The 24577-nt window shown below is 40.6% G+C and carries 25 protein-coding genes, 1 other RNA gene and 1 pseudogene; 6 read left to right on the top strand and 21 right to left on the bottom strand.

Annotation, left to right across the window (positions count from 1 at the left end; translation table 11 throughout):
* Nucleotides 1–79: 79 nt before the first annotated feature.
* The 7 genes from ABT310_RS11490 to ABT310_RS11460 form a co-directional block, all read right to left on the bottom strand.
* Nucleotides 80–1087, bottom strand: coding sequence for an amidohydrolase family protein (locus ABT310_RS11490; RefSeq protein ID WP_375324025.1), 1008 nt, complete (start codon nucleotides 1085–1087; stop codon nucleotides 80–82).
* A 181-nt stretch (nucleotides 1088–1268) separates the two neighbouring features.
* Nucleotides 1269–1808 (bottom strand): 1-acyl-sn-glycerol-3-phosphate acyltransferase, encoded by a 540-nt coding sequence (locus ABT310_RS11485; protein WP_375324024.1) that lies wholly within the window; start codon nucleotides 1806–1808, stop codon nucleotides 1269–1271.
* Nucleotides 1809–1844: 36 nt separating this feature from the next.
* Nucleotides 1845–2972, bottom strand: a complete 1128-nt coding sequence (locus ABT310_RS11480; protein WP_375324023.1) for an iron-containing alcohol dehydrogenase family protein — start codon at nucleotides 2970–2972, stop codon at nucleotides 1845–1847.
* Entirely contained in the window at nucleotides 2972–3676 is a 705-nt protein-coding gene (locus ABT310_RS11475) for an HAD family hydrolase (protein ID WP_375324022.1), read from the bottom strand. The genes ABT310_RS11480 and ABT310_RS11475 overlap by 1 nt, the downstream gene beginning before the upstream one ends.
* A complete protein-coding gene (kdsB, locus tag ABT310_RS11470) occupies nucleotides 3667–4380 on the bottom strand; it encodes a 3-deoxy-manno-octulosonate cytidylyltransferase (RefSeq protein ID WP_375324021.1) in 714 nt (237 codons plus the stop codon). Before kdsB ends, ABT310_RS11475 begins: the two co-directional genes overlap by 10 nt.
* Nucleotides 4381–4415: 35 nt before the next feature.
* Entirely contained in the window at nucleotides 4416–4979 is a 564-nt protein-coding gene (locus tag ABT310_RS11465; protein WP_375326183.1) for a DUF4126 domain-containing protein, read from the bottom strand.
* A 30-nt stretch (nucleotides 4980–5009) separates the two neighbouring features.
* Nucleotides 5010–6443, bottom strand: a complete 1434-nt coding sequence (locus ABT310_RS11460; protein ID WP_375324020.1) for an ATP-dependent RecD-like DNA helicase — start codon at nucleotides 6441–6443, stop codon at nucleotides 5010–5012.
* 194 nt (nucleotides 6444–6637) lie between these two features.
* On the opposite strand from ABT310_RS11460, the gene ABT310_RS11455 reads away from it, so the two are divergent.
* The 4 genes and pseudogenes from ABT310_RS11455 to ABT310_RS11440 all read left to right on the top strand — a co-directional run.
* The gene (locus ABT310_RS11455; protein ID WP_375326182.1) at nucleotides 6638–7285 is read left to right on the top strand and encodes a hypothetical protein; all 648 of its coding nucleotides are present in this window, start codon (nucleotides 6638–6640) and stop codon (nucleotides 7283–7285) included.
* A gap of 2 nt (nucleotides 7286–7287) precedes the next feature.
* Nucleotides 7288–8100 (top strand): DUF3822 family protein, encoded by an 813-nt coding sequence (locus ABT310_RS11450; protein WP_375326181.1) that lies wholly within the window; start codon nucleotides 7288–7290, stop codon nucleotides 8098–8100.
* Nucleotides 8101–8649, top strand: a complete 549-nt coding sequence (locus tag ABT310_RS11445; RefSeq protein ID WP_375324019.1) for an RsmD family RNA methyltransferase — start codon at nucleotides 8101–8103, stop codon at nucleotides 8647–8649.
* Nucleotides 8636–9418 (top strand): annotated as a pseudogene (locus tag ABT310_RS11440) (methyltransferase family protein); the annotation flags it as partial. The gene ABT310_RS11445 and the pseudogene ABT310_RS11440, both read left to right, overlap by 14 nt.
* Nucleotides 9419–9499: 81 nt before the next feature.
* Here the strand turns inward: ABT310_RS11440 and rnpB are convergent.
* Nucleotides 9500–9823, bottom strand: an RNA gene (gene rnpB, locus ABT310_RS11435) — RNase P RNA component class A.
* Nucleotides 9824–9930: 107 nt separating this feature from the next.
* On the opposite strand from rnpB, the gene ABT310_RS11430 reads away from it, so the two are divergent.
* On the top strand, nucleotides 9931–11691 hold the full coding sequence (locus ABT310_RS11430; protein WP_375326180.1) for a DNA polymerase III subunit gamma/tau: 1761 nt from the start codon (nucleotides 9931–9933) through the stop codon (nucleotides 11689–11691).
* Here the strand turns inward: ABT310_RS11430 and ABT310_RS11425 are convergent.
* Genes ABT310_RS11425 through ABT310_RS11395 form a run of 7 tightly spaced genes read right to left on the bottom strand, consistent with a single transcriptional unit; the run spans nucleotide 11680 to nucleotide 18430 of the window.
* The gene (locus tag ABT310_RS11425; protein ID WP_375324018.1) at nucleotides 11680–12042 is read right to left on the bottom strand and encodes a transmembrane 220 family protein; all 363 of its coding nucleotides are present in this window, start codon (nucleotides 12040–12042) and stop codon (nucleotides 11680–11682) included. The genes ABT310_RS11430 and ABT310_RS11425 overlap by 12 nt on opposite strands.
* Nucleotides 12043–12045: 3 nt before the next feature.
* Nucleotides 12046–13419, bottom strand: coding sequence for an alkaline phosphatase family protein (locus tag ABT310_RS11420; protein WP_375324017.1), 1374 nt, complete (start codon nucleotides 13417–13419; stop codon nucleotides 12046–12048).
* Nucleotides 13419–14603 (bottom strand): metabolite traffic protein EboE, encoded by a 1185-nt coding sequence (gene eboE / locus ABT310_RS11415; RefSeq protein ID WP_375324016.1) that lies wholly within the window; start codon nucleotides 14601–14603, stop codon nucleotides 13419–13421. The genes ABT310_RS11420 and eboE overlap by 1 nt, the downstream gene beginning before the upstream one ends.
* Nucleotides 14600–15769, bottom strand: coding sequence for a 3-dehydroquinate synthase (locus tag ABT310_RS11410; RefSeq protein ID WP_375324015.1), 1170 nt, complete (start codon nucleotides 15767–15769; stop codon nucleotides 14600–14602). Before ABT310_RS11410 ends, eboE begins: the two co-directional genes overlap by 4 nt.
* A 3-nt stretch (nucleotides 15770–15772) precedes the next feature.
* Complete coding sequence (eboC, locus tag ABT310_RS11405) at nucleotides 15773–16672, bottom strand: UbiA-like protein EboC (RefSeq protein WP_375324014.1); 900 nt, start codon at nucleotides 16670–16672, stop codon at nucleotides 15773–15775.
* Nucleotides 16672–17580, bottom strand: a complete 909-nt coding sequence (locus ABT310_RS11400) for a TatD family hydrolase (RefSeq protein ID WP_375324013.1) — start codon at nucleotides 17578–17580, stop codon at nucleotides 16672–16674. Before ABT310_RS11400 ends, eboC begins: the two co-directional genes overlap by 1 nt.
* Nucleotides 17581–17584: 4 nt before the next feature.
* On the bottom strand, nucleotides 17585–18430 hold the full coding sequence (locus tag ABT310_RS11395) for an EboA domain-containing protein (RefSeq protein WP_375324012.1): 846 nt from the start codon (nucleotides 18428–18430) through the stop codon (nucleotides 17585–17587).
* Between the two features lie 98 nt (nucleotides 18431–18528).
* On the opposite strand from ABT310_RS11395, the gene ABT310_RS11390 reads away from it, so the two are divergent.
* The gene (locus tag ABT310_RS11390) at nucleotides 18529–19110 is read left to right on the top strand and encodes a tRNA-(ms[2]io[6]A)-hydroxylase (RefSeq protein WP_375326179.1); all 582 of its coding nucleotides are present in this window, start codon (nucleotides 18529–18531) and stop codon (nucleotides 19108–19110) included.
* A gap of 16 nt (nucleotides 19111–19126) precedes the next feature.
* Here the strand turns inward: ABT310_RS11390 and ppk1 are convergent, their stop codons facing one another.
* The 6 genes from ppk1 to ABT310_RS11360 form a co-directional block, all read right to left on the bottom strand.
* A complete protein-coding gene (ppk1, locus tag ABT310_RS11385) occupies nucleotides 19127–21202 on the bottom strand; it encodes a polyphosphate kinase 1 (protein ID WP_375324011.1) in 2076 nt (691 codons plus the stop codon).
* A 3-nt stretch (nucleotides 21203–21205) separates the two neighbouring features.
* A complete protein-coding gene (locus ABT310_RS11380; RefSeq protein WP_375324010.1) occupies nucleotides 21206–21691 on the bottom strand; it encodes a histidine phosphatase family protein in 486 nt (161 codons plus the stop codon).
* Nucleotides 21692–21701: 10 nt separating this feature from the next.
* Nucleotides 21702–22349, bottom strand: coding sequence for a pyridoxamine 5'-phosphate oxidase (gene pdxH / locus ABT310_RS11375; protein WP_375324009.1), 648 nt, complete (start codon nucleotides 22347–22349; stop codon nucleotides 21702–21704).
* Nucleotides 22350–22413: 64 nt separating this feature from the next.
* Nucleotides 22414–23319 (bottom strand): ribonuclease Z, encoded by a 906-nt coding sequence (locus ABT310_RS11370; RefSeq protein ID WP_375324008.1) that lies wholly within the window; start codon nucleotides 23317–23319, stop codon nucleotides 22414–22416.
* Nucleotides 23316–23648 (bottom strand): ribonuclease Z, encoded by a 333-nt coding sequence (locus ABT310_RS11365; protein WP_375324007.1) that lies wholly within the window; start codon nucleotides 23646–23648, stop codon nucleotides 23316–23318. The genes ABT310_RS11370 and ABT310_RS11365 overlap by 4 nt, the downstream gene beginning before the upstream one ends.
* Nucleotide 23649: 1 nt before the next feature.
* The gene (locus tag ABT310_RS11360) at nucleotides 23650–24576 is read right to left on the bottom strand and encodes an aspartate carbamoyltransferase catalytic subunit (RefSeq protein ID WP_375324006.1); all 927 of its coding nucleotides are present in this window, start codon (nucleotides 24574–24576) and stop codon (nucleotides 23650–23652) included.
* Nucleotide 24577: the final 1 nt, after the last annotated feature.

Raw genomic sequence — 24577 nt, 5'->3', positions numbered from 1 at the left:
TGATGGAACAACCACCCTTAAATAAAATTGGGGATTACTTAAAAGCAGCCCCCAATTTTTAAAAAGATTCGTAATAGGTCTATTCAAATTTGGACGCATCCAAATTGAAAAAACGTACGGCATTGTTAAAGAAAATATCTCTTTTTTGTTCTTCGGAAAGGTAATTGGCACTCTCTATCACTTGAATAGAGGTTTCAAATAGTTCTGGCCACATCATAAAATCGGTTCCGTATAAAATTCTTTTCCCGAATCCTGCTTGCACCAATCGTTTTAGGTAGTCATGGATTTCCTCCAAGGGATAGGACCAGATAAATCCAGCTAAATCCACATACACATAGGCATTGGCACCCATAAGGGCAATCATTTGGTCGGCCATGGGATATCCGGCATGCATCACCCAAATTTTAAGCTTTGGGTGTCTTGCCAAAACATCTTCCAACAGGAAAGGTTGGCCCAAAGAGGCTCTATATTTTGGTGATGTGAGATTCGCCATTCCATTTCCTCCTGTCCCCATGTGAATCCCCACCGGAATTCCCAATTCTTCTGCCACGCCAAAATATTCGTCGAGTGACATATCGCTTGGCGACATACCTTGATACTGAGGTGCAACCTCGCCCATAACTTTATAAAATCCTGTGGAAAGCGAATCGCGAAATGCCTCTACCGACATTTGGTCGGCATTACTTATTCCCAACGATGGAATTATTTGATCTGGAGCTGCCGCATGCCATTTGTGAATGGTTTCTGCATCCCCACTTACCACCATGGTGATGTTCAGTTCTTTATTCGCTCGTAAAATGGCAGCCGCCATTTCTTCATCGCTTCTCGCCGGTTGCAAGGGGTTAATACAATCTAAGTTTATAAAAGAGGGCGGATCTTGTTTTGGGCCACTTCCTGGCATGTTTTTTAAAAACCAAGGACACATGGGTGACACAAAATCTGGATTCACCTTCATTGCATGCACGTGCACATCAATAATGGGCTTTCTTTTTTTAGTTTCCTGCGCATTTGTCGTAAATACAAGGCAACCCGAAAATAGAGCTATCGCCAATGATCGTTTTACGACTAGGTTGTTTGATAGTTTCATAAAATAGCTTGTTTAGTAATAAGAAATCAATGTAATGGTTTTATTCAAAAAAAAACCAACTTCTTTGCCAACCGACCAAAATGGATAGCCCTACAACCTATTTAAAAGGGTTGACAGCTACAGAAAAGCCTACGACCATAATTACTTAAGTATTAGTTAATTTTTTATAGAAATCACTGCATTAAAAACTGTACTCGGGAATTTTGCCCTTTACACCTTTGTAGAATTCGTGTATTTTTTCAAAATCACTTGCTGGGTCATCCGACGTGAAAAAAGGCTTTCCGATTTTAATTTCCCTTTTGCCAAAATCAAATGCCACCATTACAATGGGAACCTTTGCTTTTTGTGCAATATGATAAAATCCCGTTCTTAATTTATCCACTTTTTTTCGGGTGCCTTCTGGGGCCAAGGCAAACCTAAATACTTTACGTTCATTAAAAATTTGGACAATGGCATCTACGGTGTTGGAATTTTTGCTGCGATCTACGGGAGCCCCACCAGTCCATCTAAAAAACCAACCAAATGGTGGTTTGAACAAGCTCTTTTTACCAATATAATTGATTTCTTGATTGATGACCTTCCGAATCAACAGACCGAGAAAAAAATCCAGCCAATGGGTGTGGGGAACCACTATTACCACACATTTATCTAAATCGGGAAAGGTGCCTTTGAGCTTCCACCCCATCAGTTTATAATAAATGAATTTGGCGATTCGTTGCATCGTAGTGCTGTAGCCATCCCAAAGGGATGAGTTAACCTATATTTTTTGGAACATCTGCTGTAGGCGTTCTGGTGTGATGGTTTTTTTCCAACCTTTACCCAGCGCATTTTCCCAAAGTGGTTCCAAACTAAGGGAAACACCTGTCATCACATCAAAATCTTCTTGGGTAAGGTTGGCACAAATTCCTGTTGGCAATTCAATCCCATGTTTTTCTATCATTTGATTGAAAAGTGCAACGCCTTCAGGATAAAATTCTCCCAGATGCTGAAACACCAAACAGTTTCCAATACCGTGCTTAACTCCCAACAAATAGGAAAGACCGTAACTCATTGCATGGGCGATTCCCACTTGCGAATAGGCAATACTCATTCCACCATGCCAAGAAGCCATCATTAATTTATCCCTTGATTCACTCTCAGAAATATCACCAAGAAAAACCTCTTTACAAAGCGCCATGGATTTTTCGCCATAACTCTGGCTAAAGGCATTAAGGTAGGTTCCCGTTAACGACTCCACACAATGGATAAAACAATCCATCCCGGTATAGAACCATTGGTCTTTGGGAACGGTCTTGGTGAAATCCGGGTCTAAAAGTACCTGGTCAAAAGTGGTGTAGTCGGAATTGATTCCCAGTTTTTTCTCTGGACCCAACAAAACGGTGGTCCTGGAAACCTCGGCACCGGTTCCACTTATGGTTGGCACTCCAACGTGATATAGTGCTGGTTTGCCCACCAAATCCCATCCTTGGTAATCTTTTGCCATCCCTTTATTATTAAGGAGAATGGATACTGCCTTGGCCAAATCCAATAGGGTTCCACCCCCTATTCCGATAACTCCAGATGGGAGTTCCGTATATTTTTCCCGTATTTGGTTCACCAAGGCATCCACTTGGGCCGTTTTGGGTTCTTCATCCGCCGAAATAAAAATTATCTCGTCGTTGAACATGGTGGGCACCATGGATGCAAATTCCTCATTTTCGAAAAAATCGTCCACCAAAAAGATAAATGGTGCCTCGGAACTTTTTCGTTTGGGCAATAAAATATCACCCAATTGGGAAAAACTTCCTGAACCAAAAATAACTCTTGGTACCATAGGGAAATTTCGAAATTGGGTCTTCATATCTTGGGTAATAAAATTATTCTTCAATTTATTATCTAGCTTCATTAGTTGTCCAAATACTTCAAAATATCTTTTAGGCTGTTCAATTTTAAATGGTTGTTCACCATTTCATCTTCTGCAACCATTTCGTGCGCCCACGTGGTGTGAAAAGGCACGTGCACAGCTTGGGCACCTATATTTAAAATGGGCAACACATCCGATTTCAGGGAATTGCCTATCATTAAAAATTCGTTTACATCAATGTTCAAATGCTCCAGCAAACTACTGTAATTGCTTTCCTTTTTATCGCTCAACACTTCCACATGATGAAAGTATTGGGAAAGCCCCGATTTATCCAGTTTGCGTTCTTGGTCCAACAAATCACCTTTGGTGAGCACGATCAAGCGGTATTTACCCTTTAACTTTGAAAGTACCTCTTCCACACCATCCAATAACTCCACCGGATGGGAAATCATCTTTTTCCCCAGATTCAAAATTTCGGATATGGTGGACTGCGACACTTGGTTATTGGAGAGATCTAAAGCCGATTCGATCATGGAAAGCATAAACCCTTTGATCCCATAACCATAAGTGTCCAAGTTGGCCATTTCCATTTTAAACAGCTCTTGGTCTATCTTGTTTTTGGTTTCATAGGCCTCCAAAAGTTCAGCGAACTTCTCCTCGGTATCCCTAAAATAGGTTTCGTTGACCCAAAGGGTATCGTCGGCGTCAAAACCAATTACCTTTATGTTCGAAAAATCTACTTCCATACTTTTCTGGCGCGATCTAAATCTTCTGGCGTATCAATTTCGATTCCGGTGACATGGGTTTCCACCATTTTAATTTTTTTTCCGTACTCCAAAAATCGAATCGCTTCAATTTTCTCCTTGGCTTCTAAAGGCAACATGGGCAATCGCTGAAAATCCATGAGGGCACTTTTTCTAAAGGCATAAATTCCTTTATGTTTATAATAGGTGGCCTCTACCTCCTTATCACGAGGATAAGGAATTGGGGAACGAGAAAAATAGAGTGCAAAATTTTGGTTGTCGACAATTACCTTTACCGTATTGGGGTTAGAAATTTCATCCCAATCCGTAATCGGTGTCATAAGGGATGCCAAGTCGATTTCCATTTCGCGATCCTCTTTAAATACCTTTATAATCTTCTCGAGGCTTTCCGCATCAATAAAAGGCTCATCACCTTGTACATTGATCACAATATCCACCTCCAAATCCTCCACGGCTTCGGCAATACGGTCACTTCCGCTTTCGTGCTTTTTCTTGCTCATGATCACCTTACCATTTACTTCAGAAATTACATCTGAAATAATAGGGCTGTCGGTCACCACGCAAACCTCATCGAACAGTCCTGTTTGAACGGCAGCTTCGTAGGTGCGAACAATTACCGGTTTGCCGCCCAGGTCCTGCATCAGTTTGGCAGGAAATCTAGAGGCTTGGTATCGCGCCGGAATCATGGAAATTATTTTCACTTTCTATTGTTGATTTTATGTTATGCCTTGGGTCGCAATTTTCTATATATCCTAAAGATAATCACCAAAATGATGATGACCAATATGGCAGCAATCGGTGGCACTAAAATGGATGCCGTAGACACTGCCACGGCAGCACCTGTCTCTACCGTAGCCACCAATGGGTTGGCCAATCCTCCCGTAGTAGCCGAAGATGTTAACCTCCCTGCCGCGTTGGCACCCTTTATGGCGGTTGCCGTTCCGCCGCCCGCAATTATAGCCAAGGACCAAGTTACAACCGGGTCTAAATCGGCAACTGTGGACACCATAACCGCTGTACCTGCAATACCGGCCAACGGAATGGCCAAACTATCCAGGGCATTGTCCACCCAAGGTATAAAATAGGCGAATATCTCAACCAAAGTGGCCACACCCAATGCTACCAATGCTGTTAAACTACCAATCCATTGCCAGTTATCGTTGAGTTCCCAAATCCCTAAATATGCCGATAAACTCAAGGCAAAAAGAGGTAGAAAAACACGAAAGCCCACAGAGGCCGCCAGTCCAATTCCTAAAAATATGCTGATTATAGTATCTGGTTCAATGTTCATGGTGATGTCTAAAGTAAGTTTTTCCTAGTCAAGAAAAAAATCATCTTTAAAACCTATTAAATAGAGTTGTCTTTTGGCCCTGGTGACTGCCGTATAGAGCCAACGCAAATAGTCCTTGCTCACCCCGTTGGGCAAATAAGGTTGCTCCACAAAAACGGTATCCCACTGCCCTCCTTGTGATTTATGGCAGGTTATGGCATAGGAAAACTTCACTTGCAATGCGTTAAAGAACCGGTTGTTCTTGACTCCTAAGAACTTACGGTATTTTGATTTTTCATGGGCGTAATCCTTCATCACCTCTTGGTATAAACTATTTCCATCTTCATAGGATAAGGATGGTGTTTCCGCATTGATGGTATCTAATAAAAGGACGGTTTCAAATGGTTTTTGATTGGGATAATCCACCATCTTTACTTTTACTTCTGCAAAAGTGAATCCATATAATTCTTTAATGGCGAAGAGCTCCAGAATTTCTATTATGTCACCGTTGGCAATAAACCCAGCTTCTGAAGTGGCCTTCAACCAGAAATAATTGTTTTTTACCACCATCATATAATCCCCTACGGCAATATCGTTTTCCAAGAAAAGAATACGCTCCCTAATATTTTGATTGTAGAGATTGGCTCTTTTATTGGAACGTACAATTATGGCGGTTTCCTCTTTTCCATTTTCAGAATAGGATGAATCAATGGCCTCCTGAATTTCATTGCCATCGATTAAGCGGACTATATCCTTATAATGTGCCAAATCAAACTTGAAATCTTCGAAAAATTCAGATTGCAGTTGCTCCCTTAATAAGGTTGCATTATGAAGTATGCCACTATTCTCAGTTTGGCGCATTACCTCATCCAATTCCAAATGTTCTATTTCCTTATCATAATTTAAGGAGAGGCGGTCTTCATCCAATGCTGGACTTAAATCCAACTTTACGGGTGGCAATTGGGCAGTATCGCCAATCAAAATCAGCCTACAATTATGACCGGAGTGTACATAATACATTAAATCATCCAACAAGGAACCATTTTCGAAGAGTTTGGAGTCGGCCGGGGTATCTGGAATCATCGATGCCTCATCGACAATAAATAAGGTATTGCGGTGTTTGTTCGGTGCCAATACAAATTGGATTCCTCCACCTGATTGCTTTTTTGGAAAATAAATTTTCTTATGGATAGTAAAAGCCTTGTTGCCGGAATAAACGGACATTACTTTTGCAGCTCTACCCGTGGGTGCCATTAAAACGGCACTCATTTTCATTTTCCATAAATTATTTACCAATGTGGCGATCAGGGTGGTTTTTCCGGTTCCGGCGAATCCTTTCAACAGGAAAACTTGATCCTTTTTTCCATCTAAAGCAAAGCTAGCCAACTTTTTAAGTGCCAAACCTTGTTTTAGGGTAGGTGTATGGGGAAATTTTTCAGTTAAAATCTTAAGAAATTCAGGTGTGTTAAAATCCTTCATGAGCTCTAAATATAGCACGGTTTTTTAAAGCAAAAAGTTTCGTGATTAAAAAAAAATTGTAGATTTGTCAGTAACCACTAAATTAACTTTGAAAGACTGTATCAGATATGTTAAATTTAATTCTTATTGTTGTTTTAATATGCCTTGTAACCGTAGGGCTAGTATTCTTGATTGACAGGTTGTTACCTCAAAAAATCAAACCAGTTTTGGTAATTGTTTTCGGACTTTTGAGCATTTACCTGGGTTACATGATCTATCAATCCATCAATGCCCCCATCGAATTCAACAAAGTTAGAAGAGAAAGATTTTCTCAAGTTATTGCCAAACTTAAAGACATTCGAAATTCACAAGAAGCTTACAAAACCGTTAATGGGAAGTATGCGAATGATTTCCAGAGCCTTATTCAATTTATCGACACTGGTAATTACACCATTACCACCCAACGTGATTCATCTTTCATGAGGTATGACAGAGCATATCAAATTGACATGCAACAAGATACCATCATTATTGATACTTTGGGCACTGTAAGTGTTAAAGATTCTCTTTTCGGAGCTGACACCCGTTATAAAAACATGATGGATGTTCCCTATGCCCAAAATAATGAGAAGTTTGAAATGAAAGCTGACATTATCGACAAGAGTGGTTACAAAGCTCCTGTATTTGAAGCTAAAGTGAAGAAAGAAGTTGTGCTTTACGACCAACCACAAGATTTGTTGGAAAAAGAAAAGGCGCACCAAAGTGTAGAGGAAGTTAATGGTACCGAAATTAAAGTAGGTTCGTTGACCGATGTGAGCACCAATGGAAACTGGCCCCCTATTTACGATAGGAAAAACAACTAACTATAGAACAGAAAGTAAAAAATACCACCTATAGGAAATTGTCCATTCAAGCTGGCTTGAATGGACTTTCTTTTTGTGTATCGGACACCATCACCAATAAAATATTGGCATTTGAAAAAGTTCGGTTCAACACACACGCTACCCCCTACCTTTTATTAAAGGAACTCAAAGCTAAACTCAGTGATCAAGGTGATATAGGTCGCAACTTTTCGGATGTATTGGTCATTCATAAAAACAACATGTTCAGTTTGGTGCCCAAACCTCTTTTTAATGAAGCAGAGTTGCCCAATTATCTGAAGTTTAATGCCAAAATAATGGCAAACGACCATATCGCTTACGACGAGATTCCCAATCAAGAACTGGTGAACGTGTACATACCTTACACTAACATCAACAATTATATTTTCGAGCTTTTTGGGGAATTTGAGTTTAAGCACAGTGGTACCGTTTTGATTTCGACCCTATTAAACCAAAACAGAATAGGAAGCGAACCCATTTGTTATGTTCAGGTTTCGGAAAAGGAAATGGAAATGATGGTGATTGCGGATAAAAAACTGCAATTTTACAATCAATTCGAATTCAAGACCAAGGAAGATTTTCTTTATTACCTATTGTTCAGTTTGGAACAGTTGCAAGTTAATTTGGAGAAAGTGCACCTCAAATTGTTCGGGGCCATTTCAGAAGGCGACCCTATTTACGAACTATGCTATCAATACGTAAAACACCTTTCCGTTTTTGTGCCCAGCAATCCTAGTTTTCCTATTGATGAATTGGAAAACGAAAGTATCGACTTCTCTATTTTAAGTGCATTATAAATGCGTATCATTTCTGGAACACATAAAGGAAAGCGACTCACCGCTCCCAAGAAATTGCCCGTGCGTCCGACCACGGATATGGCCAAAGAGGCTCTTTTCAACATTCTGAACAACCGCTTTTATTTTAACGAGCTTAAAGTGCTCGACCTATTTTCGGGAACTGGCAACATCAGTTATGAGTTCGCTTCCAGAGGCGTTGACGATATTACTGCTATAGATGCCTTTCCGGGTTGTGTTCAATATATTTCCAAAACTGCAAGGGAACTGGACTTTTCCATCCGCTCGATTAAAGCAGATGTGTTCAAATATTTGGAGCGCAGCACAGAAAGGTTTGACCTTATTTTCGCAGATCCTCCATATGCATTTGAAACTTCTGAATTTTTAAAGATTCCCGATTTGGTCTTTCAGAAAGAGATGTTGTTGGAAGATGGGGTATTGATTGTTGAACATTCCGAGCAAACGGACTTATCTGCACACCCACGATTTTCAGAACAGCGAAAATACGGTGGAAGTATTTTTAGTTTCTTTGAAACAAATGAAGAAATCTAACTTAAATATTGCCTATTCCTTTCAAGCTGTTCTCATTCTCTTTTGGTGGATAGGAATTGTTCAAAACCAAGAATTTTATTCACTCTTTAAATTTGATGGTTTAACCAAAGATGTATTTTACTCGTTTTTAATACCTGATGTAATTGCCATTGCCCTGCCATCTATAATTTTAATCTATAAAGAGCTTGCCCCACTTAAGCATATTGTTCTGGGAGGATTTATCTATGCTACTATTTTTTGCATTACATCAACTCTAAGATTTGGAGGTGGGGAAATTAGCTCCATATTGATGCTTTTCGGCACCGTCTTTAACGTATTACTATGTTTTAAAACTGACTTTTTTAGACAATCAAGTAGTAACAACAATATGGTTAATCTTTTAAAAACCGGGGTTCAAATAGTATTCGTCTGGTCAATTTTTTTAATCATAATTCCATTTTTCATTTTAAAGTTAGAATCTAAAATACCCCTTCCAATTGAATTTAATCTTCGTGCAGTAATTTCCATATTACTATTTCTCTTGTTTTCATCAATTGGACTATGGAGCGGATACACCTTAAGCGTAAAGGGAAAAGGCACACCTCTACCCGTAGACGCCACCAAAAACTTAGTAGTGACTGGCCCATATGCTTTTGTTAGAAATCCAATGGCCATATGTGGAATAGGTCAAGGCCTTTCGATTGCATTGTTCACACGTTCTTCCTCAATAGCCATCTATTGTCTAATAGGTATTTTTGCATGGCATTTTGTTGTTAGAAAATATGAGGAGGAGGATTTATTATTAAAGTTTGGGGAAGATTTTAATACGTATAGAAATTCAATTAAATGTTGGATCCCCTCACTTCAAAAATATAAAAGCAGGCCATAAGCCGGATTCTGTGCTTCCCGAATTAATTTCGGGAACTCCTTATCATTTATCTAGGCCTTTGGTTGCCCAAAGGCTCGAACCGCCTACCCTCCAACTCGGGCGTGCAGCCCTCGAACATTGGTTTACATGACGTTTCACCGCATAGAGTTTACCTGATTTCACTACAGCCGAACTGTACTTGCTTTCTGTTGCACTGGTCCTCGCCTTTCAACGGACGGGCGTTACCCGCTATGCCGCACTACGGTGTCCGGACTTTCCTCTTCGAACCTATATACACAAGCTCGCAGCGATAAGGTGGCCTGCTGGCGGCAAAGGTAATCCTAATTGTTAATAAAAAAAGACTTTCCTATTCGGATAGTCGTAGCTATACCCGCTCCTATTTTTATATTTGTAATTATTCAATGGCAGCAACTTTGGAACCTTTTGTAGTATCGGCAAGGAAATACCGCCCCCAAACATTTAAAGATGTTGTGGGACAGGAAGCCATTACCAATACCTTGCTCAATGCCATCGATAACAACCACTTGGCACAGGCATTGCTTTTTTGTGGCCCGAGAGGGGTGGGAAAAACCACTTGCGCCCGAATTTTGGCCAAACAGATCAATCAAGATGGTTCGGAACGGGAAGATGAAGATTTTGCATTCAATATTTTTGAGTTGGACGCCGCTTCCAACAATTCCGTTGACGATATTCGAAGCTTGATTGACCAAGTGCGGATTCCTCCTCAGGTTGGAAAATACAAAGTCTACATCATTGACGAGGTGCATATGCTCTCCCAATCCGCTTTCAATGCTTTTTTAAAGACATTGGAGGAGCCTCCAAAGCATGCGATTTTTATTTTAGCGACCACCGAGAAACATAAAATCATCCCGACCATACTTTCAAGGTGTCAGATTTTTGATTTTAAGCGCATCACGGTAAAAGATGCCACCGAATATTTAAAATATATTGCCGATCAACAGGATATTGAAGCCGAAGAAAGTGCGCTTCACATTATTGCCCAAAAGGCAGATGGAGCCATGCGCGATGCGTTGTCCATTTTTGACCGTGTGGTAAGTTTTTCAGGCAAACAACTAACTCGTAAATCCGTAACGGAAAACCTCAACGTTCTTGATTACGATATTTACTTTTCGGCAACCGACCTGATTCTTGAAAATAACATCCCTGAACTTTTGGTGCTGTTCAACAAAACACTTTCTCTTGGTTTTGACGGGCATCATTTTATTACAGGCTTGGCATCACATTTTAGGGATTTGATGGTATGTCAACATCCAGATACTTTAAGTTTATTGGAAGTGGGCGAAGATGTGGCCCAACACTATCAAGAACAGGCCAAAAAAGCTTCCACAACATTTTTACTAGAGGCTTTGGACATGGCCAACGACTGCGATTTAAAGTACAAAACCAGTAAAAATCAGCGGCTGCTCGTTGAACTTACCCTTATGAAATTAGCCTCCATCACTTTTGATGGAGAAAAAAAAAACGCTGATTTTATAATTCCAGCTTCTTATTTTAAGAATAAACCCAAAGCCACCAACGGTCAGACGACTTCGATTCCTGCGCAAGATACTCCTACCAAAAAGATTGAAGAACCGGTTTCAATAGCACCAAAAGCACCCACAGAAGTAGCTCCAAAACCACAACCTGAAAAGGAACTGGTGAGCGAGCCCAAATCCGGCTATCAACCTAAAAAGATACAGTTAAAAAGCCCTGAAAAACGTGTTTCCGGACTGTCTTTATCCAGCATAAAGGTGAAAAAAGCCCATGTAAACACAAAAACTGTTGACATAGACGAAGCGAACTTACCCAAAGACCCATTTGATGAAGCTGCTATGCAACAACATTGGGATGATAGGGTACATATATTGGAAAATCAGGGACGTAAAATCTTGGCCAGTAATTTTCAGAGTGATGTTCCAAAGCTCAAAAATGAGAACACCATTTGGATAGAACTACCGAACAATACCATGAAAAAGGAAATTGAACGGGAACAAAGCCTTATGATGGATTACCTCAAAGAAAAACTGAACAACTACTCTATTACTTTATTTATCACCGTGAATGAAGAAGTGGCCAAAAAGTTTGCTTTTACCCCTGCCGAGAAATACGAAAAGCTTCGGGAGAAAAACCCGAATATCGACTTACTTCGAAAAGCGTTCGACCTAGACTTTTGATCTGTTCAAAAATCGGGTGCGCAAGCCAAGGACCAACATTACCGCAGCGGCAATCAAAGAGCCCAACGATTCTCTCCCCTCTTCAATATTTACCGTTTTCATGCCATGATCCAATTGTACTCCCTCGTACGATTCGGGCCAATACACCACAAAAAGCACCAAAAAGAAAATGGTCAGAATAAAATAAACAACCGGCTTTAGTTTTTTCATCAAAAACAAAACAGAGGCCACCGCTGCGGCCAAATAGATTAAAATCCACTTAAGTGCATCGGGATCATTGTATTGTACCGCTATGGCATAACCAAACAAGAGGGTAAAAACAATGGCGAAGATTTTGAAAAATGTTTCCATAATTTAGGTTGTTATATGTTTTTTTAGAATTTCATATACTTCGGTGGGAAGTAATTCTGATTGGGTTAGATTATCCGCATTATTGGTAATCAGCACGGGCCAATCTTCTTTATCTTCTGGAATTCTACCATGCGACCCCTTTATCAATTCGGCTTTTAGAGGAATAATGTCCAATACTGTCCGGAACCCCAATTTCTTTTTGAGCAGCTTCCAAACCACTTTGAGCATGGTGAATTTATCTGCAGGGTCGGTCAACATTTCCACGGGATCATAACCTGGCTTCTTATGAATATCGACCATTCTGGCATAATCGGGTGCCACGGCATCCTCTTCCCAAAAATAGTAGGTGAACCAGCTATCCTTGTCGGCCACCAAAACAAAGTCTCCTGCTCGCTCATGGTTTAAATGGTCTTTGTCCAGTTTCTCTTTTGGAATCACGCGTTCAACCCCTGGAATCGTTTTTAGGTATGAATAAAGCTTGTCACTTTCGGATGGGTCCCTTAGATACACATGGGCAATTTGATGATCCGCCACCGCGAAAGCCTTGCTGGCCCCTGCATCCAAAAGTTCGAGACCGCGTTCAATTCGAATGCCCAAATAGCCCTCTTTTCGCAAATAACGGTTGATATGGATGGGATTGGAAACATCAGTAATCCCATATTCGGACAATAGGACCACGTTTGACGATTGAGCTTCGTAGTATTCCACCAAACCCTTTACAACCGAATCAATCTCGTTTAGATCTTTTTGTATGATATTAAAATCATGACCATAACGCTGAAGATTGTAATCCAAATGCGGTAAATACACCAAGGTCAGGGTCGGATTGTTTTCCTTGTCCATTTCAATGGTTGCATCGGCAATCCATTTACTCGATTTAATGGAGGTCTTGGGACCCCAGAAATTGAACAATGGGAAAGTCCCCAACTTCTCTTGTAGCTTATCTCGCAATGCTGCAGGGTGGGTGTAGATATCTGGAATCTTTCTGCCATCTGCCAAATAGTTGGGTCTGGGCGTGGCACTAAAATCCACAGTGCTGTACATATTGTACCACCAAAACATATTGGCACAAGTAAAATTTTGGTCCTTTTTCTTAAGTTCGTCCCATATTTTATCGGATTGCACCAAAGGGTTTCCCTGCCTCCAGAACTTTACCTCCAATTCATCCTTAAAATACCATCCATTGGCCACAATACCATGTTCCGATGGCCATTTTCCAGTAAGGTAGGTGCTTTGTGCCGAGCAGGTAACCGCAGGCAACACAGGTTGAATTACGCTGCCCTTTCCCCTTTCCAAAAAAGACTTGATGAACGGAGTATGCTCCCCAATCAATCTTTGGGTCAATCCTACAGCATTGATGACAACGGTTTTCTTCATTATAATCTGGATTTCATCCAATTCAATTCCCTGGCAATGGAGTCGGTAATGGGAACTTTTAGTTTTTCGGGCAACACATCCCAAGTATAGGTTTCCACTTCAATATGGTTGCTCACAAAATTTTCTTTCAAATAGTCCAACACCTTTTCTATTTGATCTTGGGTAGACTGCAACAAGCCATAATCCTTTAAAAAAATGGGTACATGAAAATGGGATCGCAATTCATCAAATGGCGCTTTTTTCTCTAGTACCATCGGCAAATCATTATACGTCACCACTTTTCCATTGACTTTTTCAGTCACCTGATGCAAGTACACAGGTTCATTAAATTGTGCCAATGTATCCCAAAGCTCCTCCTCCTTTTCTTCGTTAAAAAGTATTTTGAGAGCTGCACTTACCTGAATTTTTCCAATTTTAATTCCTGCTGCATCCAACCTTTCAAAGGTTGAAGTTGGCTCTTCGTAGGCTAATGCAAAATGACAAACGTCATAGCAAATGGTAATATATTTTTTAAGTAAGCTTTCGGATTCTTCTTCACTGAATTCTAATTGCCCAAAAAAATTGACCGCTTCAGGAATTAGGTAGGTGTTGTAAAAATCGAGTACCTCTTGGGTGTTCTCCAAAAAACCGTCGGGTTCTGGTTCAATATCCAAATGCATGTACCTGCCCGATTTTTTTTCAGTTTGATACAGTTCCAAAGCGACCTTCACCATATTGGCCGCTCCTATTTGAAAAGCTTTGTTCTTTTCCTCTTCGTTTTTGAACCAGTGTTTATAGGAAACTGGGGACGTGGAAATTCCGCATTCCAAATCTTTGGGTGCTAAAAAATCCAGTTGCTCGAAAAGTCTTAAAGTGTACTGTAATCTTTTATCGGTAGTCCAATCGGGAACATGGACTTGGTCTTTAACAGGTTCTCCATGGAAGTTCCCATAGGGAAACCCGTTCATGGTAAATACATAGCAGTCTATTTCAGTTAACCAATCCTTGAACTCCTGTAATTGCCCATCAGTGACTTCTTCACTGGCGGTATTGCTCAAACGCAATCCCAAACCAAAAGGTTCGTTTGGGGATACATCGCTTTTAATTGAGGGTAGATTTTGTTTTAGGCTTGTATAGGTTTCTTTCCAATCACCGCCTGCGTGAATGTTGGTGCAATAGGTTAAATGGTAATCTTTAATTCTCATAAGGAGTTCTGCGGTTTGTACATAAAGCTTCGGGCTGCTTGCTCCATTACCTTATAATCTATGGTATGTACGTCGGTTTTTTTACCGATTTCAGGAATGAGGGTAATGGTGAGTTCGCCTCCCAAATGCTCCCTGAATTCTTCAATTCCTTTAAGGAGTTCGTTGATTTCGGCATCGGTTTCCAAGGGTAAGGCCAAGTCAAAGCCGACTTTTTTTAGAACGGACAAAATCCTGTCCAAATCGTCATTAAAAACACCTATGAGTTTGGCATAGACCATATCCATGGCCATTCCGATTGCCACTGCCTCACCATGACGCACTTGGTATTGGGTCATATACTCCAATTTATGAGCCGACCAATGTCCAAAATCCAAGGGTCTCGATGAACCTTTTTCAAAAGGGTCGCCACCTTTGGAGATATGTTCCATGTGCAATTCGGCACAACGGTGAATCAAAAAGGCCATAGGCTCCAATTCACGATTGGCAAGGGCCTCCGCATTGGCTTCAATATATTCGAAAAAGGTTTTGTCCTTGATCAATGCTACTTTCACAGCTTCTGCGATACCAGCCACCCAATCGCGTTGCTCCAAGGTCTTCAAGAATTCCAAATCGTTGATGATTGCGAATGGAATGGCGAAAGTACCCAGAAAGTTCTTTTTCCCGAAAGCGTTTACGCTATTCTTCACCCCAACGGCTGCATCATTTTGCGACAATACAGTGGTTGGTATACGAATCAGCTGTACTCCTCTATGGGCAATGGTTGCGGCATATCCTACCATATCAACCACGGCACCGCCACCAATAGCCACTACAAAAGAATGTCTACAAATGGCATTATTGTTGATGCCCTCCAAACATTTATCAACGCTGTTTTGGTCATTTTTACTGGCTTCACCACCTGGTACCACAATCAGTTCCGTGAATTGGACTTGATGGTTAAAATGGTCGCAATAGGCTTGTATTTGTTCTTCAAGACCTGAATGGGCATCAAAAACACCTTGATCCACCACAAAAAGACATTTGATAGCTTCGTTGGGGCGATAGGCGGCCAGCACATTTTTAAACAAAGGATTTTCCAATGCAAATAAATGCTGGGTAAAAAGAAGCTGATATGTGTACCGTACGTTAAATTCTTGTTGAATCGTAGGTAATGTACTTATGTCCATATGCTATGTAACTGCAAATTGTTTTGCCAAAAAAATGGATAATGGCAATAATAAAAGTATTAAAAGTCCGACCAAAATATTGGAATAGGCCACAGCAATGGCTGCATCCAATAAAATTATGGACAATACTCCAGCTTTTACCGCTTTTTTGATATTGTTGGGCATATTTTCTTGGTACGCGGTAACCAATGGCCTAAATACCATCAAAGCGAAAAGCAACAAAAATATCAGGTATGTTGGATTAGCTCCCGCATAAACCGTATGTAGACCTCCAATACCAATCAATACCAAAACATATAACAATCCTGCCAATAAAATATTGCCTTTGTTTTTACCGTGCACCTCACCCCTACTGATCATGGTCACTGCAAAAATAAATACGATGGGAACCAAAATGTAGGGCCAGTTTTCAAAACCATCGAACAAAGTGATACCCATTAAAAGATTCAATCCACGGCAAACTCCCATATTAAGTGGTCCAAAAAAGGAATGATGCTTTGCATACTTGTCATAGGATAGTATGGCAATTGCCAATAGAACCGAAACATACCCACTCAACATATTGGCCAAAAAAGCCAATCCAATACCGATGACCAACAAAATAAAACCGAACAGGCTTGCATTACCTAAAGGCACAACACCACTTGGGATAGGTCTTTCAGGACGTTCTACTTTGTCAATTTCTATATCGAACACATCGTTGAGTACTACGCCTCCTGCGTATAAAAACACCGATGCCATGATCAAAAGGAATGCTGAATAAGGGACATCCATTGGAAATTCAAAGGTTGACAAACCTAAAAATAATCCTGAAATGGACATTCCTGCAATGATATCGGCTGCGGCCGTTGGTAAGTTTGCAGGCCTACACAACTGAAGATATGCCTTTAAGCGTGGCCCCATTAAACGATTTTGTTGTCCTCTACTTTGGGCTCTTGCCCTCTAAGAACACTATTTTCATTATAGAGTTTACGTTGGTCAATGGCCTCAGGCGTCAACCAGTGTTCCTCTTTCATTTTTCCCGATCTACCGAAGAAATCCAACGCATTTTGATAACATGTTTTCACGACATCTTCGCGTGGAATACCATTTTGCAACATCAAATTTGCAGTTTTTGGCACGGCCAAGGGATCACTAACGCCCCAATCTGCGGAACTATCCACAATAATATTGGTGCTACCAAACTTTCGAACCACTTCCACCATTCGTTGATTTCCCATTTTTGTTTTTGGGTAGATGGTAAATGCAGCAATAAAACCTCGGTCCAAAACATCTTTTACGGTTTCCTCATTGTTATGGTCGATAACCACCATACCAGGGTCGATTCCGTGTTCCAAGCAAACTTCCATACTTGCAATGGTTCCGGCTTTTTTGTCACGGTGTGGCGTATGCACCTGAACCATCATATTAAAGGCTTTGGCCAGTTCCAATTGCTCTCTAAAGAAACGGTCCTCGGCCTTGGTCTGATCATCATATCCAATTTCTCCAATGGCCACTACATTTTCTTTGTGAAGGTATAAGGGCAATAACTCCATCACTTCTTCTGCCAAAGGAACGTTGTTGGCCTCTTTGGAATTCAATCCAATGGTGCAATAATGTTTGATTCCGAATTGAGAGGCTCTAAAAGGCTCCCAACCCACGAGGCTACTAAAGTAGTCTTGAAACGAACCTACTTGGGTTCTAGCTTGTCCCAGCCAAAATGAAGGTTCTATAACGGCAACAACACCCGCTGCGGCCATGGCCTCATAATCATCCGTAGTTCTCGAGGTCATGTGAACGTGTGGATCTATGATCATTAATTTATCATCCATGATACTATAAATTTTTCCAAGTTATTTCGCCTCGCTCTACTTTGGGTAGATAGGCATTATATTTTTTGAGTAATTCTTTGGCTTCATCCAAGGTAGAGTGAAAACAGACCAGTGTTCCCGCCTTTTGCTCCCTTTCATTTTCGCTATGCAAAATTCGTTCTATATCATTCACCAAATTCCCTTGTACAAAATTGGAAACGGGTCTCCAGAACATAGGATCAATTTCTCTTGAAGCCGCCCATCTTTCATGCGCATAATCGGAAATGATTCTTGTCAGATCCGCATTGGCCATTTTCTCAATTTCAGGAATTAGCTTCAAATTTTGCATCATAAATGCCGATTTGAGGTACATCTGGTTCCATTCATGGCTCGTAAAATAGCGAGATGGATAGGGGTTATGTTGCGAAATAGCATTAAATACCGTAGCAATGTTGGTTCGTAATGCTTCAACAGCCGCAAACTTGAAATGCTCTGGTTCCGGTAAAAGAATCAAAAACTTCAAAAAAGTTTCCAGCTCCGTTTTGTCCGCTACTTGAATCAATTGCTGCACAGATTGCAAAAAATCTTCACTTTCTTCCAAAGCAGCAACTAAAATGAAAATTCTGGTCATCTCCAAGGTCGAAGCTTTTTGTACCTCCAAATAGGACTTCCATTTGAAATCTGTCGAACCAAAATCAGCTATGGGTTTGTCTTGGATTTTGGAAGCACAAAGACTGTAGGTGATGTATAAATCCTTTTTGCTTTTGGTGTCCAGTATTTTTTCCGTTGCACCCACCAACCATTGATATTCGGACTCTGATAGGTTTAATTGTAATATATCGGAAAGATATGATTTAGAGGTTTGGACCATAAGAATAGACTAGAATCTGTTGGTTTTACAAATATAACGAGGGATGAGGGAATTTATTTAATCCTATGAGATTATCTTTGCGATAAAGATTTAGAATGATGCTTGGCCTAAAATTACCTACCGACCCACGATGGGTGAACATTGTTGAGAAGAATATTGAAGAAATTTTGACGGACCATGCTTATTGCGAGCAAAAGGCTGCAAGTACAGCAATTTCATTGATTATTGGATTTCCTGAAAAATCGGAATTGGTAAAGGAAATGACCGCTCTAGCTCGGGAAGAAATGGGGCATTTTAACATGGTTCACGATAAAATCCTGAAAAGAGGTTGGGTTTTGGGCCAAGAACGAAAAGACGAATACGTCATCGAATTGATGAAATTCTTTCCCAAAGGAGGTAGTCGCGACACGCATTTGGTACACAAACTTTTATATGCTGCCTTAATCGAGGCAAGAAGTTGTGAAAGGTTCCGATTGCTTTCCGAAGAAATTAACGATGAAGAACTTTCCGAGTTTTACAGAAATCTTATGGTAAGTGAAGCCAACCATTATACCATGTTCCTCAAATTTGCACGAAATTATGGCGACAAAGAGGAGGTGGATAAAAAATGGCAAGACCTTTTGGACTACGAAGCCGAATTGATGAAAAATCTAGGCAAAAGAGAAACCATGCACGGTTAGGTGCACGGCAGTTCCCTTATGATTTCAATTTATCTTGGTAATAAAAGTACATTTCAAACTGGGAGCGTAATTCTGCTTCATCCTTAGGACGTTTTCTATATGCATTGTCCTGTTTTGCAGAAAATATTCTTGCTTTAAGGTTATCTCTCCATGAGATATCGAAGGTGTCCAGTAATTCCTGTCGAATGTCTGGATCATATATCGGACACCCAACTTCTACCCTGAAATCAAGGTTACGTGTCATCCAATCAGCAGAAGAGATATAGATTTTTGGGTCACCTCCATTTCCAAAAATGAACAATCTAGGGTGTTCCAAAAACTTATCGACCACACTTATGGCTTCAATATTTTCGCTCATTCCCTCTACCCCAGGGATCAAACAGTTGATACCTCGAACAATCATCTGAATTTTGACCCCTGCCCTGCTGGCTTCATACAATTTATCCACCATTTCATAAGAGGTAAGGCTGTTCATCTTAATTTTGATGTACGCTTCTTTCCCTAGTTTGGCATTGTCAATCTCCTTATCGATCAACTTTTTAAAAGTTGATTTGGTGTAGTGTGGGGAGACAATGAGATGCTTGTACTTATTGATTTTGTAATTGGTCTCAAAGAATCCGAACACTTTGTTCATGTCCTTTAAAATACCCTCGTGGGCCGTAAACAAAGTATAATCAGTATAGATTTTAGCGGTGGACTCGTTAAAGTTTCCAGTACTGATAAATCCATAACGCTTTAATCCCTCCGCCTCTTCACGTTCGATCATGCAGATCTTGCTATGGACCTTTAAACCGGGAACACCAAAAATTAGATTCACCCCCTCATCTTGAAGGTAATTGGCGTATTCAATGTTGTTTTGCTCATCAAATCTGGCTTGCAGCTCAATTTGTGCCGTTACTTGTTTTCCATTTTTGGCAGCGTTCACCAAGGCATGCGCAATTTGGCTATCACTCGCCAAACGGTAAATGGTAATTTTAATGGAACGCACCAAGGGGTCTAATGCCGCCTCCCTCAAAAATTTAGTAACATAACTAAAGGTATGGTAGGGCGCATAGATCATATAATCTTTATGTGCGATCGTATTAAGCAAACTCCCTTTCATACTGAATCCTTTCACGGGGAGTGGGTCAATTTTATCATACATTAAATCGAACCTTCCCAAACTAGGGAATCCCATATAATCCCTTCTGTTGTGATATCTACCACCCGGAATTACACTATCGGTATCGGTAATGTCCATTTTATCCTTTAGGAATTGTAGCGTGTCTTTATCAATACTTTTGTCGTACACAAAACGGACTGGATCACTTATTTTTCTGTGTTCTACACTTGTAGATATTTTCTCTATAAAACTCTTGCTCAGGTCGTTGTCAATATCCAATTCAGCATCACGGGTAATCTTGATCATATGTGCCGAAATGGATTCAAAATCGAACATGGTGAATACGCTGTCCAAGCAAAAACGAATTAAATCATCCAAAATAATGATGTAATCCTTGCCATCTTCCTTGGGCAAGACCACAAAACGGTCGATTCCTTTAGGAATTTCGATAAGGGCATATCTGTTGTGCTTTCCTCCTGCTGCGCCGTTTTTCATTACGATTTTCACAGCCAGATAGGCAGCGGTATCTTTTAATAAAGGAAATTCCGCAAGGTCATTCAAGATGATGGTCATCAACTCCTGATTTACTTTTTTGAAAAAGTAATCTCGGATAAATGCTGCTTGGCTTTCGCTTACTTCGGTTTCCTTTATAATAAATATGTTCTCCTCGCGAAGTTCACGGTCTATCTCCTTAAAAATTTCGAGGCTTCGGGTTTGTTGTGCGATTACAATTTTGGTGATTTCTTCCAATAAATCTTGGGCCTTTTCACCTCCAAGAACACTTTTTCCTGATTTTCCAGCTTCCACAATTCGTTTTACGGTGGCATATCGCACCTTGAAAAACTCATCCAAGTTGTTGCTGAAAATTCCTAAAAAGCGTAGACGGTCAATCAATGGAACACGTTTATCCTTGCTTTCTTGCAGCACTCTTGCATTAAATTGTAACCAACTGATTTCCCGATTTATGTATTCGTTTTTTGTTTTTACCATCTATTATTTCAAGTGTTTTGGAAAGACCATTTGTTTGGTAGTGCCCGTAGCTATTTTTGACCAATCATCCACACCAAATGTAATGTGAACCAGTCCGGCTGTGGGAACGTTTTCAATATACTGATCTCCCCATGTATTTGCAAGCGAAGTGAATGCATAATTATGCCCAAAAATGGCAATGGTATGTAACCTATTGTCCAGTTGCCCCACAAAATGTTGTACGCTATCTCCTGAAAAATCATAAAGTTCTTCTTTGACCCGAAAATTGGTCAGATCAAAGTTCAGGGTTCGCGTAAAAATCATGCTGGTATGCAACGCTCTATTTGCCGGGCTCGAGAATGCAAAGTCTATGTCAGGAGTATGCAATTTGAAGGTTTTGGCCACCAAATGCGCATCATTGATCCCTCTTTCCTGCAAAGGTCTGTCCTTGTCGGAAACATCGTAATCCCAAGAGGATTTGCCGTGTCGCATTAAAATGATCTGTTTCATAACCGCAAATTTAAGGGGCCAAACGTTCTACTTTCCAATCAAAATCTTCCTGCAGGGTGTATCGGATTCGGTCGTGCAAGCGGTTGGGACGACCTTGCCAAAATTCCATGGAAACGGGTCGTACCAAATAGCCGCCCCAATGTGGTGGACGTTCCACTTCTTTGTTTTCGTATTTTTCCACCAACCTTTTCAATTCCTCCTCCAGGTATTCCCGCGATGGAACCACTTCACTTTGATTTGAAACAACTGCGCCCAATTGGCTGCCATGGGGTCTGGATTCAAAATAACCATCGGATAGGTTCTCTGCAATTTTTTCCGCCTTACCCTTTATGATGATCTGACGTTCCATATTGGGCCAAAAAAAAGATAAACATAATGATGGATTGGCTTCAATGGCCCTGCCTTTTTCGCTGTGGTAATTGGTGTAGAAGATGAATCCTTCGAAGGTGAATTTCTTCATCAACACCACCCTACTCTTCGGAAATCCATCCAAACCAATGGTCGAAACCGTCATGGCATTGGGCTCGTCCACGCCATCGGATGCTTCCACCTCATAAAACCATTTTTGGAATTGTTCCATCGGATTCTCCTTAATGGAGGTCTCTGTCAATTCACTTTTTTCGTACGATTTTCTGTAGTTGCCAAGGTCTTTTTGCATACGGTGAAGTTCGTTAAAAAACGAATCTCGTCAAAGGAACCGCTTTGGAATTTTTCAATAGGTTTTACAATTGAAATGTCTTGCCATCATCCCCCAACTCTACATTGGCAAAAACTTCTTGAGCCTCTTCTTTAAATAGGTCAATGGACTTGTAGCGCGTGGAGTAATGCCCCAAAATCAATTGTTTGGCATCAGCCTGTTTGGCAATTTGAGCAGCTTGTTTGGCCGTGGAATGTTTGGTTTTGGCACACAATTGGGATTCGGAATCCAAAAAAGTGGATTCGTGATAAATGGTGTCCACAGATTTTAGTTGTGGCACAATACTTTCTTTGTAAACAGTGTCGCTACAAAAAGCATAGCTTTTGGGTTCTGGTGGGTCCAAGGTCAACAATTTGTTTGGGACGGTATTTCCATTTTTTGCTTGACCGTCCATACCGTCCTTTATATGGTGATATTGACTTCTGTCCACCCCATATTTTTTTGCAGCCTCCACATTCAAGGTTCTGGGCGCTTCCTTTTCCTTAAAAAGAAAACCATTGGTGTACACCCGATGTTCCAATGGAATGGTTTCCACGGTGACCTTATCATCTTCAAAAATCAATTCCGCCGATTTGGATTCCAGTTCATGAAAAACCAATGGGTAATTGGTCCATGAGTCACCTAATTTTAAAAATAAGGTGATGGCCTCCTTAATACCCTTTGGGCCATAAATATGTAGTTCCTTATCCCTGCCCAACAATCTAAAAGTGGAAATAAGGCCTGGTAATCCAAAAAAATGATCACCGTGCAAATGGGATATAAAAATGTGGTTGATTCTCGAAAACTTGATCTTATACTTTCGCAACTGCACCTGGGTTCCCTCTCCACAGTCAATCAAAAACAAATGGTTCTTAACTTCAAGTACCTGAGAGGTGGGGTTGGTAAATGTTCTAGGTGTAGCGGCGTAGCAACCGAGAATCGTCAATTTCATATGCCGAGGTCGCGTTCTATTTCTTCCATTTCGATAAGGTCGTTGGCCTCTTGCAAAGTAGGCACCAAACTTATTTCATCGGGTATGTCGTCATAACTTACTTTGTCCGTAACCAATACGAAGGATTTACCTGTTCCTTTGTGGTTGTTGGACATGTCCAAAAATTCCAAAAGATCATTGGCCTTTAGGTTACTGAATGAAAACAGGTTCACAACAATATTGTCGTATTTGATTTTGGGGTAAGCCTTGTTCAAATTTTCCAAAAATGTGGAAAGTGAAGTTTTCTCTTGGAAAACTATCGTGGTAGTTCCGTCTTTGTCGAGAATCATCTTACTTAATTTTAGATGCCAATAAATAAAGTACCGCCATACGAACCGCCACTCCATTTTCTACTTGGTGAAGTATGATGGATTGGTCGGAATCGGCAACGTCACTTGTAATTTCCACGCCACGGTTGATAGGCCCTGGGTGCATGATCACAATTTCTTTGTCCAAACTGTTCAACAGCTGTTTGTTTACCCCAAATTGTTGGGTGTACTCCCTTGTGGAAGGAAAGTAACTAATGTCCATGCGTTCGTTTTGTACACGAAGCATATTGGCCACATCGCACCATTGCAGTGCTTTTCTCAAGTCTGTTTCCACGGTTACCCCCAAGGATTCGATGTGTTTTGGAATCAGTGTTTTGGGACCGCAGACTTTTACATTGGCGCCTTGTAATTTTAGGGCAAATATATTGGAGAGTGCCACTCTTGAGTGCAAGATATCACCAACGATCACCACATTCTTCCCTCCTACATCGCCTAATCTTTCACGAATGGAGAAGGAATCCAAAAGTGCCTGAGTGGGGTGTTCATGGGCCCCGTCACCTGCGTTTACTATGGATGCCTTTACATGTTTTGAAAGAAAAATACCAGCTCCTGGATTCGGATGACGCATCACCACCATATCCACTTTCATGGATAGGATGTTGTTAACGGTATCTATCAGTGTTTCCCCTTTTTTTACAGAGGATTGTCCTGCTGAAAAGTTGACCACATCTGCCGAAAGTCTTTTTTCCGCCAGCTCAAAAGAAAGTTTTGTACGTGTACTATTCTCAAAAAAAATGTTCGCTATGGTAATATCCCTAAGCGTAGGTACTTTTTTAATGGAACGGTTGATGACTTCCTTAAAATGGTCGGCGGTTTCAAAAATAAGCGATATATCCTTTTTGTTCAGATATTTGATCCCTAACAAGTGATTTACACTTAACTCGCTCATT

This window comes from Flagellimonas cixiensis, from assembly GCF_042134615.1.
Lineage (GTDB): Bacteria > Bacteroidota > Bacteroidia > Flavobacteriales > Flavobacteriaceae > Flagellimonas > Flagellimonas cixiensis.
The sequence above is the reverse complement of the archived record's forward strand: the minus strand, read 5'-3'. Positions and strand labels throughout refer to the sequence as shown.

What these genes read in the sequence shown, in the direction of transcription:
- ABT310_RS11490 (WP_375324025.1), bottom strand. Translation starts at nt 1,087, where the DNA reads ATGAAACTATCAAACAACCTAGTCGTAAAACGATCATTGGCGATAGCT.
- ABT310_RS11485 (WP_375324024.1), bottom strand. Translation starts at nt 1,808, where the DNA reads ATGCAACGAATCGCCAAATTCATTTATTATAAACTGATGGGGTGGAAG.
- ABT310_RS11480 (WP_375324023.1), bottom strand. Translation starts at nt 2,972, where the DNA reads ATGAAGCTAGATAATAAATTGAAGAATAATTTTATTACCCAAGATATG.
- ABT310_RS11475 (WP_375324022.1), bottom strand. Translation starts at nt 3,676, where the DNA reads ATGGAAGTAGATTTTTCGAACATAAAGGTAATTGGTTTTGACGCCGAC.
- kdsB (WP_375324021.1), bottom strand. Translation starts at nt 4,380, where the DNA reads ATGATTCCGGCGCGATACCAAGCCTCTAGATTTCCTGCCAAACTGATG.
- ABT310_RS11460 (WP_375324020.1), bottom strand. Translation starts at nt 6,443, where the DNA reads ATGAAGGATTTTAACACACCTGAATTTCTTAAGATTTTAACTGAAAAA.
- ABT310_RS11445 (WP_375324019.1), top strand. Translation starts at nt 8,101, where the DNA reads ATGCGTATCATTTCTGGAACACATAAAGGAAAGCGACTCACCGCTCCC.
- ABT310_RS11425 (WP_375324018.1), bottom strand. Translation starts at nt 12,042, where the DNA reads ATGGAAACATTTTTCAAAATCTTCGCCATTGTTTTTACCCTCTTGTTT.
- ABT310_RS11420 (WP_375324017.1), bottom strand. Translation starts at nt 13,419, where the DNA reads ATGAAGAAAACCGTTGTCATCAATGCTGTAGGATTGACCCAAAGATTG.
- eboE (WP_375324016.1), bottom strand. Translation starts at nt 14,603, where the DNA reads ATGAGAATTAAAGATTACCATTTAACCTATTGCACCAACATTCACGCA.
- ABT310_RS11410 (WP_375324015.1), bottom strand. Translation starts at nt 15,769, where the DNA reads ATGGACATAAGTACATTACCTACGATTCAACAAGAATTTAACGTACGG.
- eboC (WP_375324014.1), bottom strand. Translation starts at nt 16,672, where the DNA reads ATGGGGCCACGCTTAAAGGCATATCTTCAGTTGTGTAGGCCTGCAAAC.
- ABT310_RS11400 (WP_375324013.1), bottom strand. Translation starts at nt 17,580, where the DNA reads ATGGATGATAAATTAATGATCATAGATCCACACGTTCACATGACCTCG.
- ABT310_RS11395 (WP_375324012.1), bottom strand. Translation starts at nt 18,430, where the DNA reads ATGGTCCAAACCTCTAAATCATATCTTTCCGATATATTACAATTAAAC.
- ABT310_RS11390 (WP_375326179.1), top strand. Translation starts at nt 18,529, where the DNA reads ATGCTTGGCCTAAAATTACCTACCGACCCACGATGGGTGAACATTGTT.
- ppk1 (WP_375324011.1), bottom strand. Translation starts at nt 21,202, where the DNA reads ATGGTAAAAACAAAAAACGAATACATAAATCGGGAAATCAGTTGGTTA.
- ABT310_RS11380 (WP_375324010.1), bottom strand. Translation starts at nt 21,691, where the DNA reads ATGAAACAGATCATTTTAATGCGACACGGCAAATCCTCTTGGGATTAC.
- pdxH (WP_375324009.1), bottom strand. Translation starts at nt 22,349, where the DNA reads ATGCAAAAAGACCTTGGCAACTACAGAAAATCGTACGAAAAAAGTGAA.
- ABT310_RS11370 (WP_375324008.1), bottom strand. Translation starts at nt 23,319, where the DNA reads ATGAAATTGACGATTCTCGGTTGCTACGCCGCTACACCTAGAACATTT.
- ABT310_RS11365 (WP_375324007.1), bottom strand. Translation starts at nt 23,648, where the DNA reads ATGATTCTCGACAAAGACGGAACTACCACGATAGTTTTCCAAGAGAAA.
- ABT310_RS11360 (WP_375324006.1), bottom strand. Translation starts at nt 24,576, where the DNA reads ATGAGCGAGTTAAGTGTAAATCACTTGTTAGGGATCAAATATCTGAAC.